13 protein-coding genes are annotated in these 17763 nt (G+C 60.0%); 6 read left to right on the top strand and 7 right to left on the bottom strand.

Annotated features, from left to right (window positions below; all coding sequences use genetic code 11):
• Positions 1–10: 10 nt before the first annotated feature.
• The 7 genes from gatC to RWZ58_RS05420 all read right to left on the bottom strand — a co-directional run bounded on the left by gatC (position 11) and on the right by RWZ58_RS05420 (position 8323).
• Positions 11–307: an Asp-tRNA(Asn)/Glu-tRNA(Gln) amidotransferase subunit GatC gene (gene gatC, locus RWZ58_RS05390; protein ID WP_005507016.1), complete on the bottom strand. Its 297-nt coding sequence runs from the start codon at positions 305–307 to the stop codon at positions 11–13.
• A gap of 215 nt (positions 308–522) precedes the next feature.
• A complete protein-coding gene (locus RWZ58_RS05395) occupies positions 523–1275 on the bottom strand; it encodes a transglycosylase family protein (protein ID WP_294639889.1) in 753 nt (250 codons plus the stop codon).
• Between the two features lie 696 nt (positions 1276–1971).
• The gene (ligA, locus tag RWZ58_RS05400; RefSeq protein WP_399549530.1) at positions 1972–4203 is read right to left on the bottom strand and encodes an NAD-dependent DNA ligase LigA; all 2232 of its coding nucleotides are present in this window, start codon (positions 4201–4203) and stop codon (positions 1972–1974) included.
• A gap of 198 nt (positions 4204–4401) precedes the next feature.
• Complete coding sequence (locus RWZ58_RS05405; protein WP_314657918.1) at positions 4402–5295, bottom strand: protein phosphatase 2C domain-containing protein; 894 nt, start codon at positions 5293–5295, stop codon at positions 4402–4404.
• The gene (locus RWZ58_RS05410; RefSeq protein WP_314657919.1) at positions 5292–6443 is read right to left on the bottom strand and encodes an adenylate/guanylate cyclase domain-containing protein; all 1152 of its coding nucleotides are present in this window, start codon (positions 6441–6443) and stop codon (positions 5292–5294) included. Before RWZ58_RS05410 ends, RWZ58_RS05405 begins: the two co-directional genes overlap by 4 nt.
• Positions 6444–6768: 325 nt before the next feature.
• Positions 6769–7257, bottom strand: a complete 489-nt coding sequence (locus RWZ58_RS05415) for a glucose ABC transporter permease (protein WP_303983527.1) — start codon at positions 7255–7257, stop codon at positions 6769–6771.
• A 136-nt stretch (positions 7258–7393) separates the two neighbouring features.
• The gene (locus RWZ58_RS05420; protein ID WP_314657920.1) at positions 7394–8323 is read right to left on the bottom strand and encodes a biotin--[acetyl-CoA-carboxylase] ligase; all 930 of its coding nucleotides are present in this window, start codon (positions 8321–8323) and stop codon (positions 7394–7396) included.
• Between the two features lie 244 nt (positions 8324–8567).
• On the opposite strand from RWZ58_RS05420, the gene RWZ58_RS05425 reads away from it, so the two are divergent.
• The 6 genes from RWZ58_RS05425 to RWZ58_RS05450 all read left to right on the top strand — a co-directional run bounded on the left by RWZ58_RS05425 (position 8568) and on the right by RWZ58_RS05450 (position 17520).
• Positions 8568–8849, top strand: coding sequence for a YciI family protein (locus RWZ58_RS05425; RefSeq protein WP_005508857.1), 282 nt, complete (start codon positions 8568–8570; stop codon positions 8847–8849).
• A 326-nt stretch (positions 8850–9175) separates the two neighbouring features.
• Positions 9176–10777: an acyl-CoA carboxylase subunit beta gene (locus tag RWZ58_RS05430; RefSeq protein ID WP_314604256.1), complete on the top strand. Its 1602-nt coding sequence runs from the start codon at positions 9176–9178 to the stop codon at positions 10775–10777.
• 65 nt (positions 10778–10842) lie between these two features.
• Positions 10843–11238: an acyl-CoA carboxylase subunit epsilon gene (locus RWZ58_RS05435; RefSeq protein WP_239663445.1), complete on the top strand. Its 396-nt coding sequence runs from the start codon at positions 10843–10845 to the stop codon at positions 11236–11238.
• A gap of 297 nt (positions 11239–11535) precedes the next feature.
• Complete coding sequence (locus tag RWZ58_RS05440) at positions 11536–12627, top strand: restriction endonuclease (RefSeq protein ID WP_311449897.1); 1092 nt, start codon at positions 11536–11538, stop codon at positions 12625–12627.
• A gap of 464 nt (positions 12628–13091) precedes the next feature.
• Complete coding sequence (locus RWZ58_RS05445; protein WP_049355055.1) at positions 13092–15536, top strand: restriction endonuclease; 2445 nt, start codon at positions 13092–13094, stop codon at positions 15534–15536.
• Between the two features lie 232 nt (positions 15537–15768).
• Positions 15769–17520, top strand: coding sequence for a DUF885 domain-containing protein (locus RWZ58_RS05450; RefSeq protein WP_314657921.1), 1752 nt, complete (start codon positions 15769–15771; stop codon positions 17518–17520).
• Positions 17521–17763 lie beyond the last annotated feature (243 nt).

Raw genomic sequence — 17763 nt, forward strand, 5'->3', positions numbered from 1 at the left:
TGTTCTCCTCTTAGTCTTCGTCGAGGATTGCCGGCACGCGGAACTTGCCGTCCTGTGCGTCGGGGGCGCCGGAGAGCGCCTCTTCCTGGGTGAGGGTGGTGACGGGTACGTCTTCGCGGAAGACGTTCTCGAGGGGGATGGGGTGGCTGGTCGCGGGGATGTCGGCAGTTGCTTTCTGCGACATGGTCTCAACGGATGCGACGATGACGTCCAGCTCAGACGCCATCGCGGTGAGTTCTTCATCGGTCATCTCAATGAGTGCCAGCGATGCCAGGTGCTTTACCTGTTCAAAGGTGATGGCAGACATGGTTCTCCCGTAGTTTGTTTTCTTGTCTCTTCTCTAGTGTAGTGGAGGTTGCGTTTTCCGTCTCATTGGGGGTTGGAGGGTTTACCTGCTGGTTTGCGTGTTCAGGCGGTGTTCTTCTCCCCTGTTTTCGGGTTAAATGCTCAACGCCCCGCTCCTCGTGTGAGGTGCGGGGCGTTGGGCTACAACGTGTCCACGTTACGCTTGAGGGTTAATCCTTAGGCGGGGATGGTCAGAACCTGGCCGGGGAAGATCAGGTCAACGTTGTAGATGATGTCGGTGTTCGCAGCTGCGATTGCCTGGTAGCCGCCTGCAACGCCGAGCTTTGCAGCGATCAGCGAGAGGGAGTCACCGGGAACCACGGTGTAGGTGCCTGCCGCTGCCTTGGGAGCTGCTGCTACGGGAGCCTCAACTGCCGGTGCTGCTGCGGGAGCTGCGGGAGCCTCAACTGCGGGTGCAGCGGGTGCTACCGGTGCAGCGGGAGCTGCTGCGGGTGCCTCAACTGCTGCGGGTGCAGCCTGAGCTGCAGGAGCTGCGGGTGCAGCCTGTGCCGCGGGAGCGGTGTAGGTCTGCTGGGTCTGCGACTGTGCAGCCACGGTGGTGGTGGGCTCGGTGTAGGTGGGAGCTGCGCCGGTCTTGCCGTAGAGGCCAAGCTTAGCGGAGCATGCGGGCCATGCGCCCCAGCCCTGGATAGCGAGCAGACGCTCGCCAGCCTCGATCTGCTGTGCACGGGTAGCGGTCGCGGGGGAGCCGGACATGCCGACGCCGTTCCAGGACTGCTGGGTGAACTGCAGACCGCCGTAGAAGCCGTTACCGGTGTTGATGGACCAGTTGCCACCGGACTCGCACTGTGCCAGTGCGTCCCAGGTAGCACCGTCTACTGCGTTTGCAGCGGGCATCGACATGGTAGCTGCTACAGCGCCACCGATGGCGAGAGCTGCTGCGGTACGACGAATGGAAGTGTTCTTCATAATGCTCCTTGGGGCCGTCCCCGCTCGTTCCGTCCCCGGAACTCTAGCGCGCCGCCGCTCACCCTTTGATAACGAAGTAGGTTACTCATATTCTGGCTCTACCATGTGAGCGGCTCTCCACCGATTTCATGTCACCGTGAGCGATTCTGCACTTATGTGCGGAATCCGGGTGGCACTTCCTCGATGGGGACGTGCGGTAGAACCGGGCATCGTTTCAAGCATTCCAAGCTTGAAACCACACAGGTGATTCTCTTGCGAGAATCCATCTGGTCTCAAAGATAGCCGAGGTTTTTTATGATTCCAACCCGATTTCAAGTTCACAGCGAACGTCCCGGGTTCTCCCAGGGTTCTTCCAGGTTAAAAGTGCAGGAAACATTATTTAAGACCTTGAGCCCCGCGCGCCTTAAGGGTTTCACCCCGGAATTTCGGGGTTTTCTAGGGGTTTAAATCGGATGCGCTCCCCCGCCGAGTTTTCCGATTCGGGGTTGATGGGCGCCACCTTTAAGGGTTTTGAACAGCGTGTAAATATTTTTTAAATATTTCTTCGCTTTGGGAGTGTTTTAAGGCGCTTCCGCCTTAAAAGCTGTGGTAATTATAAATGCCAGAAATTGGCATTCAGACCCTGAAGCACGCACTCCAGAGCCTGAATGCTCTATATATTGCAGGGGTCAGATTCAGGTGCCCCCACTACCGGGTCTACTCGGCGGTAGCCTCAACAGCCTCCGGGCCACCCTCGAGCAGGGCAGTGAAGCCCTCCTCATCCAGTACCTTCAGGCCCAGCTGCTGAGCCTTATCCAGCTTCGAGCCGGCGTTCGCGCCAGCAACCACAAAGTGGGTCCTCTTAGACACCGAGCCGGATGCCTTACCGCCTCGAGAAATAATGGCTTCCTTCGCGCCGTCACGGGTGTAACCGTTCAGCGTGCCGGTCACAACCACGGTCATGCCCTCCAAGGTACGCGCCACGGACTCGTCACGAGTATCTTCCATGCGCACACCGGCGGCAGCCCAGGAGTCCACCACCTCAGCGTGCCAGTCCTCAGCAAACCACTCAATAATCGAGTCGGCAATCGTGGTGCCCACACCGTCCACAGCGGCAAGGCGTTCACGGTCAGCCTCGCGGATCGCCTGCATCGAACCGAACTCCGCGGCGAGCGCGCGGGCAGCGGTCGGGCCCACGTGGCGAATCGAGAGGGCAACCAGCACGCGCCACAGCGGCTGCTGTTTTGCCTTCTCCAGCTCGGCGAAGAGGTTCAGCGTATTCTTCGTGGGCTTCGGCTCGGGGCGTGCCTTGGTCGGCTTGGTGTAGAAGTAGGGCACGCGCTCCATCTTTCCGGTGCCCACACCCTTGACCTTCTTCTCACGTTCGATGGTGACCTCGCGCAGGTCCTCAATGTTGAGGCTGAACAGGTGCGCCTCGGTCGTTAGCGGAGGGGTATCCGGGGTTGCGGGGCTGGTGAGTGCCTTTGCTGCTTCAAAGCCGAGCGCCTCAATGTCGAAGGCGCCGCGGCTTGCCGCATAGTACACGCGCTCGGTCAGCTGCGCCGGGCAGGAGCGCGGGTTCGTGCAGCGCAGGTCCACATCGCCTTCCTTACCGGGGGCAAGGGGCGAACCGCAGGAGGGGCATTCGCTGGGCATGACGAACTCTCGTTCGGTGCCGTCACGTAGGGCAACCACGGGGGCGACGATCTCGGGGATCACGTCGCCTGCCTTGCGCAGCACCACGGTGTCGCCGATGAGCACGCCCTTAGCTTTGACCACGTCCTGGTTGTGCAGGGTCGCGCGTTCGACGGTCGAGCCGGAGACGAACACGGGCTCCATAACACCGTAGGGGGTCACGCGGCCGGTGCGTCCCACATCCACGCGAATATCCAGCAACTTGGTGTGCACCTCTTCGGGCGGGTACTTGTACGCCACCGCCCAGCGCGGCACGCGGGAGGTGTAGCCCAGCTGAGCCTGGGTCGCGAAGTCGTTGACCTTAATAACGATGCCGTCGATTTCGTGCACCAGGGAGTGGCGCTGCTCGCCGTACTTATTAATGAAGTCGAACACCGCCTCGGTGTTGGCGGCAATCTCACTGTAGGGGCTCACAGGCAGGCCCCAGGAAGCGAGCAGATCGTAGGTCTCGTACTGAGTGGCAATATCCAGGCCGGTGCGCGAACCGATGCCGTGCACGTACATGCTCAGCGGGCGCGAGGCGGTAATCGCCGCATCCTTCTGGCGCAGCGAGCCTGCCGCGGCGTTACGCGGGTTCGCGAAGGGGTTCTTGCCGGCGGCGATCATGGACTCGTTGAGCTTCTCAAAATCGGCGGAGGAGATGAACACCTCGCCGCGAATCTCGATTTCTTCGGGGTGGCCCTCACCGCTCAGTTGCTGCGGGATGCTGGCGATAGTGCGCACGTTGTGGGTGACGTCTTCGCCGGTGGTGCCGTCGCCGCGGGTTGCAGCGCGCACGAGGGTGCCGTTGCGGTAAAGCAGGTTCACGGCGAGGCCGTCAATTTTCAGCTCGGTCAGCCACTGCGGTGCACTGCCGGTAAGGTTGCGGGTGCTCTCTTCGGTCTTGGTCAGCCAGGTGCGCAGCTCCTCGAAGGAGAAGACGTCCTCGAGGGAGTACATGCGTTCCAGGTGGGTGACGGGCGCGAAGGCCTCGATGGCTTCGCCGCCGACCTCCTGGGTGGGCGAGTCGTTGGCAATGATGAGCGGGTGCTCCGCCTCAATGATTTCGAGGCGGCGGTAGAGCGCATCGTACTCGGCGTCGGAGAGGAAGGGGGCGTCTTCGTTGTAGTAGGCACGGCGTGCGGCACGAATCTTATCGGTTAGTTCCGCGTACTCGGCGCGCAGGGCTTCGGTAATCTCCGCGGAGCTGTCTGCGGGGCTCTCTGCTCGAGTCTCGGCGGGGGCAGTCTGCTGGGTGGTGTTGTTCTCAGTCACCCGTCCAGTTTAACGTTTTTGCCGCCCCGCTCCCCTATCGCTCGTCATATTGCCGAAGTCCGCGAGCGCATATTCTTCGTCTCTCATCTCAGCAGCGCTGAACGCAGATACAGTTCACCCCCGCCTCCTGCAGGCGCTCAACCGAGCGTCCGAAGAAAACGGGGGTGAATCATAAAGTATGAAGTTTAGGCTTCGAGTTTAGGCCTCGACAGCGTCAGCAACAATCACCGTAATGTTGTCGCGGCCGCCCGAACGCAGCGCCTCGTGCTGAAGAACGTCAGCAGCATCCTGCGGGTGGCGAATCGAGGTGAGCACGCGCGCCATGTACTCGTGCGACAGCTCACAGGAAAGACCATCAGAGCAGAGCATCAGGCGGTCACCGGCGCGGGCGGGCAGAACCCAGAAGTCCGGCTCCCAGTAGTTGCCGGTACCCAGCGCACGGGTAATCACGTTGCGGCGCGGGTGGGTCAGCGCCTCCAGGGCAGTAATCTGACCCTCGTCCACCAGGTACTGCACCTCGGAATGGTCACTAGTGACCTGCTCGAGCGAGGCAGAACCCTCGGAGCCGGGCAGCTTCTCCATTGCGGAGTGGTGAATGCCTTCTTCCTCACGCAGCAGACGGTAGGTTCGGGAGTCACCCACGTTGAAAACAACCCACAGGTTACGGTCGCCGATGCGGGTCAGCCAGGCACCGGTTACGGTCGTACCGCCGGAGCGGGACAGCGCCTGCTTAATCTCCTCGTTGGTTTCACCAATGATATCGTGCAGGCGGTTGAGGGTGCCCACAATCTCGTTATTGAGCAGGGTGTTTGCGCGGCGGCGGCGCTTGGCGGGATCTTCCTCGTCGATAGCTGCGAGGCGGTCAAGGTAAGCCTGCTGTTCCTCTTCGCTACGGCCACCGGGCATGGTGAAGAAGGGCGAGTAGGCGAGCTGACGCACGCACAGGCGCGAAGCAACCTCTCCCGCCTCGTGGCCTCCCATGCCGTCCGCGACCACGCAAAGGGAACCGGCGACGACCATCGAATCTTCGTTATTTTCTCGATGTGCGCCGCGGTGCGTTGCACCACCGGTACGTAGTTTCAGTTCAGTCATGAGAGGTCTATCTCCATTGTGTAGTTCACGCGACGAGTCACCGCCACGGGGTCTACGTTACCAAAGCTTCTAACGTTTCGCGTTCCCTGAGAGGTGAGATTGTAGCGATTTCCCACCTGTCGGAGCGTGTTTGCTGTCTCATTATCGGTCAGCACGGTACCCGGTTCAGCCAGGGAAACCAGGCGTGCAGCCAGGTTCACGCTGGATCCGTACACGTCACCGCGGTTCGCCAGAACCTCGCCCCAAATGAAGGCGACACGGGAGTCCGGCAGCTGCGGGTCGGCACCGATCTTTTCGGAGAGACGCAGGCTAATTTCTGCGATAGCGTCCGGGGTTTCAGTGAGGAAGAAAACTTCGTCACCGAGAGTCTTAATAATGCGACCGCCCAGGGGTGCGATGACGTCCAGACAGCTCTGCTCAAAGTGGTTGATGAGCTGAGAAAGAGCCGCGGCGTCCAGGTTACGCACCAGGGAGGTGTACGAGACCAGATCCACGAATCCCACGCCGCGTACCAGGGGTAGGCGGGATAGACCGGAGGTGGTCACATTGTTCTCACGCAATCCCAGGCGCAGGATTCCGGCGTACATCTGGCGGCGGTATGCGTACAGCGCCAGGCGCTCGAGAACCTCGAGGTAGCGCGGGAAGTCTTTAAGGAGCTTGCGGCGGGCATCATTATCGTCAAGGTTTTCGGTGACCATAATGTTGTGCACCAGCGCCTCAATCTGCCAGGCGACGGTGCGGTCGGTCAGCTGGCCTTCGGCACGCACCAGGGACGCTACGTACTCCATGCGAATATCGCCGGATTCGTCCAGCTTCTGCAGGTCGGCGAGCATCTGCACGTCGGTTTCAGTGAAGTAGGGCGCGTGCTCGGCGATGGTCGGGAAGCCCATGTTGTGCCAGATGCGCTGTGCGGTTTTCAGGGGGATTCCGGCGTATTCGGCAGCCTGTACGGGAGTGTAGCGGCGCCCCTCCCCCAGGAGCGACTTTTCGAGGGCACGAATTCCTGCCTTGGAATCCTCATCGCGGTAGATATTGTTCTGCGCGAGATTCTGCAGGATTTTGAGGTTGAGCATTTGGGTTTCGGGGCCCATGGTGGCGCCGGTGTCCTGCGGAGAGTGCGCAGGTTCGTGGCGGTCTGCCGTGCTCATTGCCGCTGCCGTTCCTTTCATCCCTGCCGGAAAATACTGTCTGGTCTATACCGTGGTGGCGCTAGGTTACGTGGTACCTCGTTGTGCTCTGCGGGTTTCGCATTGCGTCGCTGCGATGATGCTCACCGTGTAGCGCCTTGTTAATATACCCCTCCGCGGTGGTGTTTGGGTCACAAAAGCGCCCGCACCCTAGGATAGTTTAGTGGAGTAATTCACATTTAAGAATACTCTAATCCGCATTTTTTCGGCAGATTTAGCGGCGGGTTTAGGCTCTGAGCCAACCCGACAGTTCCCGCCCGGGTCGGTGACAGAGGCCGAAGAAGCCCTAAATATAGCGAGCGCGCAGGGCGTAGTAGTCGCGTCGGGCGGCTTTAATTTCTTTCTCAAAGCGCTTCGGGTCGGGCACATAGGTCAGGCGGTGATGCACCCCGCGGCAGACCACATACACCGAACCGTAGCCCAGCCAGGCACCCGGGCCGCGCTGTTTTGCCCAACGCTCCCCCATGGAATCTAGGTAGAGGGACTCGTCTCCGCTGCGGGTCATCACGCCGCGGCGCACCACGAGCCGGTGGGTGGTCAGCAGGTAGTAGGTGGTTGCCCAACGCCAGGCGGTGCGCACGGCACCGACCAGGGTACCTACCGCACAGATCATGCCGAGAGTCCACAGAATCGGCGAGGACCGCGCCGTGGAGGCGAAGGTTGAGGCGGCGATAGCAACCAGCAGGTAGGCAAGCGTGGGCAGCAGGGCACCGTAGTGCTGTCGGGTCGCAATGATGACATGCTCACCGGGGTTGAGTTTTCCGCGCAAACGCATGGTGTTCCTTAGCTGTGCTGGTTGGTGTGTGTTCCGGCTGGGGCCGCCGGTTGAGGTGGTGCGGGTTGATGAGGTTGCCGTGCCGGGCTAATTTTTTTGGGCTGAATTTTTTGGGCTGAATTTTTAGGGACTGGTTCTAGTGTGCCTGCTGAAAATCTCCGTAGCTACCGTTGGCAGGGCGAAGATGCTCAATATCGCCCACCGCGTAGGTTTCTAGTGCACCATCCTCACGGCGAATGAGGATGCGCCCCTGCGCGTCGATGTCTTCGGCAACACCGTCTACGGTGCTTCCGTCGGGTAGGCTCATGCGGACGCTGGCGCCGAGGGTGGCGGTGGCGGCGCGTGCCTGGTTGAGCAGGCTGAGGCTATCCGGGTTGAGCGGGTCGGGGCGTTCGGGGTCGCCACCGGCACGCACGAAGGCGCGGTAGCGTCGAGCGAAGATGCTCAGCAGTCGGGCAAGCACCTCGGAGGAATCAACCGCGGCACCGGTGCACAGGCTCAGGCTCGTGGCGGTGGGTACGGGCAGCTGCTCGGCGGACATATTCGTGTTCTGTCCGATGCCCACAATGATGCTGCGTTGCCCCTCGTTGGCGCCGCTTTCGGGAACGAGCTGGGCGAGGATTCCGCACCCCTTAGCACCCTGCGCGATGACATCATTGGGCCATTTGAGGGCGGCGTCCACGCCGTAGCTACGCCAAATATCGACCACGCTGAGCCCGGCGATGAGGGTCATCCAGTGGTAGCTGTCTTCGGGGAGTTCTCGGGCGAGCGGGTCGGTGGAGGCGTGCGGGCGCACCACAATGCTTGCGGCGAGGCAGGCTCCGGGAGGTGCGGTCCAGGCGCGCGCGAGGCGGCCGCGTCCGGCGCTTTGGTAGAGGCTGGCGTAGACGGAGAGCTCGCCGAGCTGTTCGCGTTCGGGGTCGGTGCCGCCCATGAGTAGCTCGCGGGCGCGGGTGGTGGTGGAGTCCACTTCGTCGTAGAGGTTTACGCTGGAGTAGCCAGCGTCCAGCGCCACGGTGCGGATGCGCGGCGCATCCAAAACCGAATGATCACTCTGGGTGTTCATATTCTTCTCCATAGCCTGTACCTTTCTGTCCTACCTCAATCCGTCCTGCAATACTCCGACTCGTTATTAACCTGCCGCCGTAATCTGCCGGTTTCTGCCGAGTCATGCTGATTTCTCACCATATCAATTTTCTTGCCGCCGGTGATGCCCGCCCGGCGCCCGAGACGGTACATTAGACAGTGAGGGTGCATCAAGCACCGACCGGCTGCGGAGGTTCCTCCGCCCTGCTCGAAAGAAGACCGCTATGGCTTATTACGCAATTACTTACGTTTACGCAGCTCCCGAGGAGCAGGCGAAGTACCGCCCGGCTCACCGCGAGTACCTTGGTTCGCAGATTGAGGCGGGCAACCTGATTGTTTCCGGTCCCCTGCTGGATGGCGAGACCCCCGCCGGTGCTCTGCTGATTGCAAAGGTTGACTCCGCTGAGGCTGCCGAGAAGATCGTGGCTAACGACCCGATGAACATTGGTGGCGCGGTTCTGTCTCACACCGTGACCGAGTGGAACCCGGTTCTGGGCACCATCTAAGGTCGAGCACCGCTTCACGCTGGAAAAGCTTGAACGTAAGCCCCCCTTTCCGCCGGCAAGGATTGCCGGCGCGAGAGGGGGTTTTCTGCGCTCTTTTGAGCCGCTCTTTTGCACTTTTCGTTTACTATATGCACCTTCTTGGGTACTGAGTGCATAAAAGTGTATCTAGTGTTGATATTCTGGCTTCTCACCTGGCACATGTGCCCTAGTTCGCACTATAGTTGAGGGATATGCACATTGTTCAAGAGCGCTCTTCGGGGCCTCCTGAACAACCATCACCGCAACCACTGGCTCCCGACAATCGGGTGGAGCAGGAACGAGGAATAATGTCCGAGAACCTCCAGCAGGAATTTGATTTGAGCACCACCGCCGGTAAGCTCGCTGATTTTTATGCACGTCGAGAGCGCAGCTTCGCGCCCAGCGGTGAGGCAGCTATCGAGAAGCAGCACGCACGCGGCAAGAACACCGCCCGCGAGCGCATCGAGATGCTTTTGGACGAGGGTTCTTTCGTTGAGTTTGATGCCCTCGCCCGCCACCGCACGACCGCGTTCGGTATGGAGGCGAAGAAGCCTCTGGGTGACGGTTTGGTCTCCGGTTACGGCACCGTGGATGGCCGCCTGGTTGCCGTGTACTCTCAGGATTTCACCGTGTACGGTGGTTCCCTCTCGCAGGTGAACGGCGAGAAAATTGTGAAGGTGCAGAAGTTCGCTCTGAAGAACGGTTGCCCGGTCATCGGCATTAACGATGGTGGTGGCGCCCGCATTCAGGAGGGCGTGGCTTCCCTGGCGATGTTTGCCGATATTTTCCGTATGAACGTGCGCGCATCCGGTGTGGTTCCGCAGATTTCGGTCATTATGGGCCCCTGCGCTGGCGGTGCCGCGTACTCCCCCGCCCTGACTGACTACATCATCATGGTGGATAAGACTTCGCACATGTTCATTACCGGCCCGGACGTCATTAAGACCGTGACCGGTGAGGATGTGGACATGGAGACCCTCGGTGGTGCGCGTCAGCACAACTCGGTGACCGGTACCAGCACCTACCTGGCTGAGGACGAGGAAGACGCGTTCGATTTTGTGCGTGAGCTTCTGGAATTCTTGCCGTCGAACAACCTTGCCGAGCCCCTGCCCCTGGAGCACGACCAGGAGCCCGTGGTGACCGTTGACGATCTGGACCTGGACACCCTGATCCCGGATTCGGCAAACCAGCCTTACGATATGCGCGCGGTCATTGAGTCCGTGGTGGATGACGGCCACTTCCTGGAGATGCAGGCGCTGTACGCCCCGAACGTGATGATTGGTTACGCCCGCGTTGAGGGCCGCACGGTCGGTATTGTGGCGAACCAGCCGATGCAGTTCGCCGGCTGCCTGGACATTTCGGCTTCCGAGAAGGCTGCCCGCTTCGTGCGCCATTGCGATGCGTTCAACATTCCGATTCTGACTTTTGTGGATGTTCCCGGCTTCTTGCCCGGTACCGATCAGGAGTTCAACGGTATTATTCGCCGCGGCGCTAAGCTGCTCTACGCTTACGCGGAGGCGACCGTTCCGCTGGTTACCGTCATTACCCGTAAGGCGTACGGCGGTGCGTACATTGTGATGGGTTCGAAGAAGCTGGGTGCCGATATTAACCTGGCGTGGCCCACCGCTCAGATTGGTGTGATGGGTGCTCAGGGTGCGGTGAATATTCTGTACCGTCGTGAGCTGGCGGCTCTGGCGGCTGGGGGTGGCGATGTTGAGGCTCGCCGCGCTGAGCTGATCGCCAAGTATGAGGAAGAGCTGCTGAACCCGTACCAGGCTGCTGAGCTGGGCTACATTGACGAGGTCATCGCCCCGAGCGAGACTCGCGTGCGCATCATTTCTTCGCTGCGCGCCCTGCACGATAAGCGTGCGGCAACCCCGGCGAAGAAGCACGGCAACATCCCGCTGTAGGCTTCCGTTGTGCCCGCACCGTTTGTGGTGCAGGCGTTCGCACGATTTTAGGTTTCTAAGGAGGCGTGCCTTTGGCAGGCTACAATCCGCTGAGTTATTTCTCGTTCGGCAAGAAGAAGGATAGTTCGGAGTCCGCTGAGGGTTCCGAGCAGCTTGAGCGTGGCTCCGCTCGGTCTTCGGCACGCTCGGCTACCGCGTCCAGCGCAACGAAGGAACCCGTTCAGTCTTCGGTAGATACTGACGCTGAACAAGAGCCGTTGCTGAAGGTGGTCAAGGGCTCCCCCACCCCGGAGGAGATTGCCGCGCTGACCGCCGTGGTGGCGATGATGCAGGCAAGCTCCGCGAAGCAGGAGCCGAAGTCGCTGGTGGGTGCGGCATCGCGTCTGCTGAACCGTCGCCAGCGTCTGGGTGCGTCCTTGCGTCCGGGCCCCGGTTCGTGGAGGCGCGCCCGCCCCATGTAGTGTGGGCGGCTCATCTGAATAGTAGATTCCCGTTGCACCGGCTGGTGCGGCGGGAATTTATTGTTTTGCCTCAAATTCAAGATTTATATTGCGCTATTCAACATCTAATGCGCTAATTCTTTCGGTTTTGTCATATTAGAAACGATAAAGTCATGATGATACGTACTGATGCTACGATGTATATACCATCACATTAGTGTTAATAAATTGGCAGGGACCATGGCAAAGATGCTGAATAAAAACCATAGGCCCCCACCGGATGTCTATATCGCGCTTCTGTTGCCGACGCTACGGCGCTTGTCGAAGACTGTACCTCGCACCGCAGCCTATGTTAGTGAGCAGTTGCGGCAGCAGACTAAGGCGTTGGGGTCGAATAAGAACCTTCCTGATCTTGAGTCCACCGATTTTGCGGTGGCTGTACGTACCACCTTGAAAATCTTGGTGGCGCTTCGTTATGCCCAGTTGATGCCTCGTCTGACCCCGTGGGAGAAGAGGAAGTATCTGCTCACTCCCCTGGGCGCCGAGCTGACCTGCACCCCGCACCTGCACGGTTCGGTGCCGCCGCGCGTGGTGAAGCAGGTGCAGGCTCTGTGTGCTCAGAGTCTGACGGCGAGGACCACGAAGAAGCTGAAGAAGCAGGCGAATGCCCTGCTGGAGACTGCGGAGGCGGAGCATCGCCTCATTTTTGGTGCGTCTGATAGTGACGCGGGCACAGGCATGGAACCGTTCCTCCCCGATACCGGGGATTCTGCCCCCGCCCATAAAGCACCCGGTGCAGAGCACCTTGTAAACGCGTTGAATTCTGCGGGCACTGCGGAGGCTGCGGGGTCCTGGCCCGCCGGTCAGTCTCCCCTGGATATTATTTTGCGCGCCAGCGATTCGCCGGTCATTCACGCTCAGGCTGAGTTTGCGGAGCATTTTACGCAGGATTTGATTCAACATATTCACGCGGTGACGCCGGAGTACTTTGAGCAGATTGTTGCCGATATTTTTACGGCTCTCGGTTTTACGACCGAGGTAACCGGCGGCGCCGACGATAAGGGCGTGGATGTTATTGCCCGCTATTCTGACGGTCTGGATTTTGCGCCGATTTATATTCAGGTGAAGCATTATTGCGGAACCATGAAGGTCACCCCGAACGAGATTCAGAAGCTTGCCGGTGCAGTGCTTTTGCACGGCGGCCTGCAGGGTGTTTTGGTGACCTGCGGTGCTTTTGCGCAGCCGGTTCCCGAGTATTTGCAAGGTTTGCCGGGCGCTCGCAATATTGCGCTGGTTGATCGGCACCAGCTGGTGGAGCTGATGATTCGTCACCGTGTGGGTGTTCTTGATGGTGAGGGCGAGTGCGGTTACCGCATTGACGAGGAGTATTTTGCCCGTGGCATGGAGTAGCCGGGGGTGTTTCTGGGGCGAGTATTTCTCTCCGAATATCTCTGATCTTCGCGCATTTCCCGCGTCATTTCACTTAATGTATTTTCACTTTTCCTTGAGGATATTTTTCACATATCGGCTGGTTTTAGAAATCTAGGTTATTTCTCGAACCAGCCGATACAATGAGAAGGTAGTGCGTTATATATTCTTCGCATTATTTCACGAAGTGTATATACCCGTGACGGTCTAGACACTTCACCCCAATTTATAGCGTTCTTTCTGAGTGCGCGTCATAGAAGACGGTGCGTAAGCGGGACGGGTTGAGAAAAAACTACCTACCTTGCTTCTCTTCACAGCGGGATTTCAAAGTGCCGGCCCAAAAATAAAGATGGTGCCGCTCACTTTCGTGATTATTTTCCCGCTCAAATGACTGCACTTCATGAAGAACGCCTGCACGATAAATAACACTAGATAAGGAGCCCGGCGTGGCTTTTGTGAATAAAACAATGCTCCATATCGATCATTCCGAATTGCACTCTTTGCAGCAGGAAACCTCGTGGGAGGCTCTACCCGAGGAAGCACGCACTCTCAGCGTTGCGGCGGCTTTCTCTCTGCTCCGCCATTTTGAGCGCGCGCAGGATCGTGGCGAGAAGGTTTTCTTCCCCGATATGTACACCCCGGTTGGCGTAGACCTGGGTTTCAATATGACTCAGCGTTTCATCGCTGTGGGTGACAATGTCCTCTTCCGTGAGGCGCTTAATAAGCTGATTGCGGCGCTGGTCAACGCTGATTATCTTGAGGTGTCCCTCAGCCAGCTGCATCCGGGCAATCTGCACTACACTCTGAGCGAGGCTGGCCGCGAGCTGTTGGGTACCCCGAAGGAGCAACAGGCTCAGGCTCTCTTGCCGGTTCTGCCCCTCCTCAGCGGCGTGTACCTCTACTACTTGAAGCAGTTCTACCCGGTTCTGCTCTCGCACATTACGGTGCGTGAGCTTCTGCCCATCGTCCTGAGCGTTACCCCGTCCTACCCCGCGGCGGCTCCCGTGAAGATTCGTGAGCTGGTGCTGCGCGAGTGCGGTTTCGTGCAGGGTTGGTACGGTCTGTCGTACCTGGAGCAGCGCATTGTTGAGCCGGTGATTGCTCAGGCATTGAGCCTGCTGACCCGTGAGGGCTACCTGCGCACCAAGACCATTCACGAGCACACGGATTCGCCGCTGACTCTGTACTCGCTGTCCCCGTCTGCGAAGGAGCTGGTGGCTCGTCATGAGGAGACCGGCGTGCCGGCGAGCGAGCTGAGCTCCGTGCTGGCGTTGGTGAAGGATGAGGGCACCTCGATTACCGCTGAGGATATTGCCGCAACCGACGCTCTGCTGACCCACATGGGCGTGCTTCTGCTCGATACTCTCAACGACCACGGCGCCGATGTGGAGCTGAGCCTTCCGAGCCTGGAGCAGGTCTTTGACCGCGACGAGCGTATTCAGCAGGCGTCCTCGAACCCCTATTTTGTGCAGATTGACGCGCAGGATTACATCTACGATGTGCTGACCGCGCACCACTACCTGTCCGAGCGTGAGACCGTCTACTCGCTGGGTTCCGCGTTTGCGCCCACCCTGGCGCAGATGGCTGAGCCGAGCGTTCAGAAGCTGGTGGCTTCGGCTCTGCTGGATCCTGCCGCTGTGGATGCTCTGCCGTACCCGCATCAGCTGCTGTACCCGATTCTGAAGCTCGTGGAGGAGAACCCGCGCATCTCCTACTACGACATTTACGATGAGCTGAAGATCGCCCTGGACATCCCGTACCTGCAGGGTGAGGTCGCGCCGCACCGCTACAAGCTGACCCCGCGTCTACGTAACCGCTATTCGGTGGCGATGCACGTGCTGAAGGGCGAGCGCTACCTGAACGCTCTGCGTGAGGGTACCGGTCGTACTTCCCGCAAGAACCCGGAGCGTTACGAGCTGAGCGAGGCGGGTAAGGAACTGCTCAAGCGTTTCCCGGAGGGCGCTCCGGAGGCGGTGACCGCCCGCATGGCGCCGCTGCCGCCCCAATCGCTCAAGCACAAGCTGCCTCAGGATATTGCCGCTGAACTGCAGGCTCGTGAGGAGGCTCTTCAGGCTGCCAAGGAGGCGCGTGCCGCGGAGCGTCAGGCTCGTCTGGCGGCCCGTGAGGGTCGTGAGCCGTTGGCTCCGGTACCGGGTGCTTCTCCGGCGCTGTTGGCGCGTCCGGCTGGTTCGCCGGTGGCGGCTGCTACGCAGGCTCCCGCTGAGGTTCCGGCGGCTGCGCCGGTTGTTTCCGCGGCTCCGGTTGTTGAGCCGGCTGCGCCCGCTGTTTCTGCACCCGTTGTGGCTCCCGTTCAGCCGGTTGTTTCCGCTCCTGCTGTTTCTGCTGCTGAGCCCTCGACCGCGCTGCAGGTTGCTGCCGCTCAGGTGCGTGAGGCTCTGAAGCGTTACCGTCAGGTCTTCCGCCGCGAGGCTCTGGCACCCGCCCTGGCGCAGGTGTCTGAAGAGCGTTTCCGCAGCATTGGTTTCGACCTGTTCCTGATGCGCGGCTACACCGTGGAGGCTCTGGAGGCTCGGGGTGTGGACGGCGTGGCTACCCCCGCCACCGGCGAAAAAGAGCGAGCGTTCTACGTTCGTACTCTGCGTCCGGCATCTAACGGCGTACTGTCCGCCGGCGTTCAGCCGCAGGACATTACCGCGTTCTTCCTGGCGATTCACGCCCGCGGCGGCCAGCTCGGCACCTTCATTACGAACGCCCCGTTCAGCGATGAGGCGTACGACGAGTTCATCCGCTGCTCGACCAAGTACCCGAACATTCTGGTGGACTTGGTGTCAGGTGATGAGCTGCAGGACCGCCTCATTGCGCACCGCCTCGGCGTGGTCGAGGGTGCGAACGGTCTGCTGGAGCTGAACGGCGAATACTTCGCCGGCTAGCCTCCCCTGCTAGTAGCTTGTAGCCCATCTTGGGCACGCCCCGGTTTTCTCTTTCCTGCACGTTCGGAGGGAGAAAGCCGGGGCGTTTTCGCGCATCCGCCCCTGGGAGTTGTCCACAGGTGTGCCCTTTTTGTCGCATTCGGTGCTTCTCAGCCCGTAATATTGCCGGTTTAAGCGAGCTAAATCACCGAAAATCGTGGTTGAAGGCACACCCCTGCGTTAGGATATGAACATGAGCACTTACCAGGAACTTCCCAGCATCTACCGATTGAAGCGCTCGCTGACCGACGTCGATCAGATTGCTAACGAATACTTTGAAAAGGTCCTCGACCTGAACCCCGTCCATGCAACCGAGCTTGGTCGTAAGGGCGTAGAGACCCTGTACCCCGATTACTCGCCCGCCGGCGAGAAGGCTTTCGCGCGCCTTGCGAAGAAGACCCTCAAGAAGGTTGATAACGTCCTGCCTATTGATGACGTTGACCTGGTCACCCTGGATGCTCTGCAGGAGCGTCTGAGCCTGTACCGCAAGCAGCACAAGGCTGGTTTTGGCGGCTGGCAGCTGAACAATATTGCGTCCGTACCGCAGGAAGTGCGTTCGGTCTTCGACCTGATGAAGCGCAACACCCAGCAGGATTGGGAGCATATTGTCGGTCGTATGCACCGCGTCACCGAGGCTCTGGAGGGCTACATCCAGACCCTCGAGGCGGCTCGTGAAGAGGGCAAGGTCGCCCCGCGCCGCCAGGTGGATATTGTCATTGAGCAGACCGCCGCGTACTACGCTCCGGGTGGTTTCTTTGACGATTTGGCGGCTGAGGTCGCCGAGGCTGTCCCCGCTCTGAAGGACGAGGCTGCCGCAGGTGCCGAGGCCGCCAAGGAAGGCTACCGCCGCCTCAACAGCTACCTGGTGGAGAAGCTGCAGCCGGTCGCTCCCTCCCGCGACGCTGTGGGCCGTAAGGCGTACAGCCTGCACTCCCGTTCGTTCCTGGGCACCACCATTGACCTGGACGAAACCTACGCCTGGGGTGTGAAGGAGCTGGAGAGCATTATCGCTCGTCAGCGTGAGGTTGCCGAGGAGATTGAGCCGGGCGCAAGCATTGAGCGCGCGAAGCAGCTGCTCGATGAGGACCCGGCACGTCAGCTGCACGGCACCGATGAGCTGAAGGCGTGGATGCAGAAGCTCGCCGACGCCGCTGTGGAGAACCTGGCGGGTAGCCACTTCGAGATTGGCGGCCCCATGCGCCGTATTGAGTGCTGCATTGCCCCCACGAACGAGGGCGGTATTTACTACACCGGCCCCTCCCCCGATTTCTCGCGTCCTGGCCGCATGTGGTGGTCGGTTCCCGAGGGTGAGGATACGTTCACTACCTGGCGTGAAACCTCCACCGTGTACCACGAGGGCGTTCCGGGCCACCACCTGCAGATTGCGATTGCTACGGCTCTGCAGGGCACCATGAACTCTTGGCGTACGAACATGCTGTGGGTTTCCGGTCACGGTGAGGGTTGGGCTCTGTACGCCGAGCGCCTCATGGAGGAGCTGGGCTACCTGAAGGATCCGGGTGACCGCATGGGCATGCTGAATGCTCAGCGTATGCGCGCCGCCCGCGTGGTCTTCGATATTGGTGTTCACTGCGAGATGCCGATTCCGGACGAGTGGGCTGAGCAGCTGGGCGTTGAGCCGGGCACCATCTGGACTTCTGAGCTGGGTTATGAGTTCTTGAAGCTGAACCTGGACGAGTCCGAGGGCCACCTGCGTTTCGAGTTCCTGCGTTACCTGGGTTGGCCGGGTCAGGCGCCGAGCTACAAGATTGGCGAGCGCCTCTGGCTGGAGTTGCGCGATCAGGCTGTGCGCCGCGGCGATGACCTGCGTGCATTCCACACGCGTGCGCTTCTGCTCGGTTCGGTGGGTCTGGACACTCTGCGCCGCGCTCTGACCGATGAGATGATGCTCCCTCTGGACACTGAGGATGACGACGATGACGAGTAGCCTCTAGTCTGCTCGCACCTCTCTGCTCGCACCTCGCCGCTTCTGGAGCGTCTCCGGGAGAGGCTCTATAGATGAAGCCCCCGCTTCAGCTTTGTGAACTGCCTCCCGTTTCTTGGACAACGAAATTGAAGTCCAGGAAACGGGAGGCTTTTCATGTCTATAAATCTGGGAGTAAGACATGATCGTCTGCTTCGGGAGCAGGCAGCGCAAATGTTTGAGAAGGGATGTGGCTATCGTCTGACC

Source organism: uncultured Rothia sp. (assembly GCF_963544205.1).
GTDB lineage: Bacteria > Actinomycetota > Actinomycetes > Actinomycetales > Micrococcaceae > Rothia.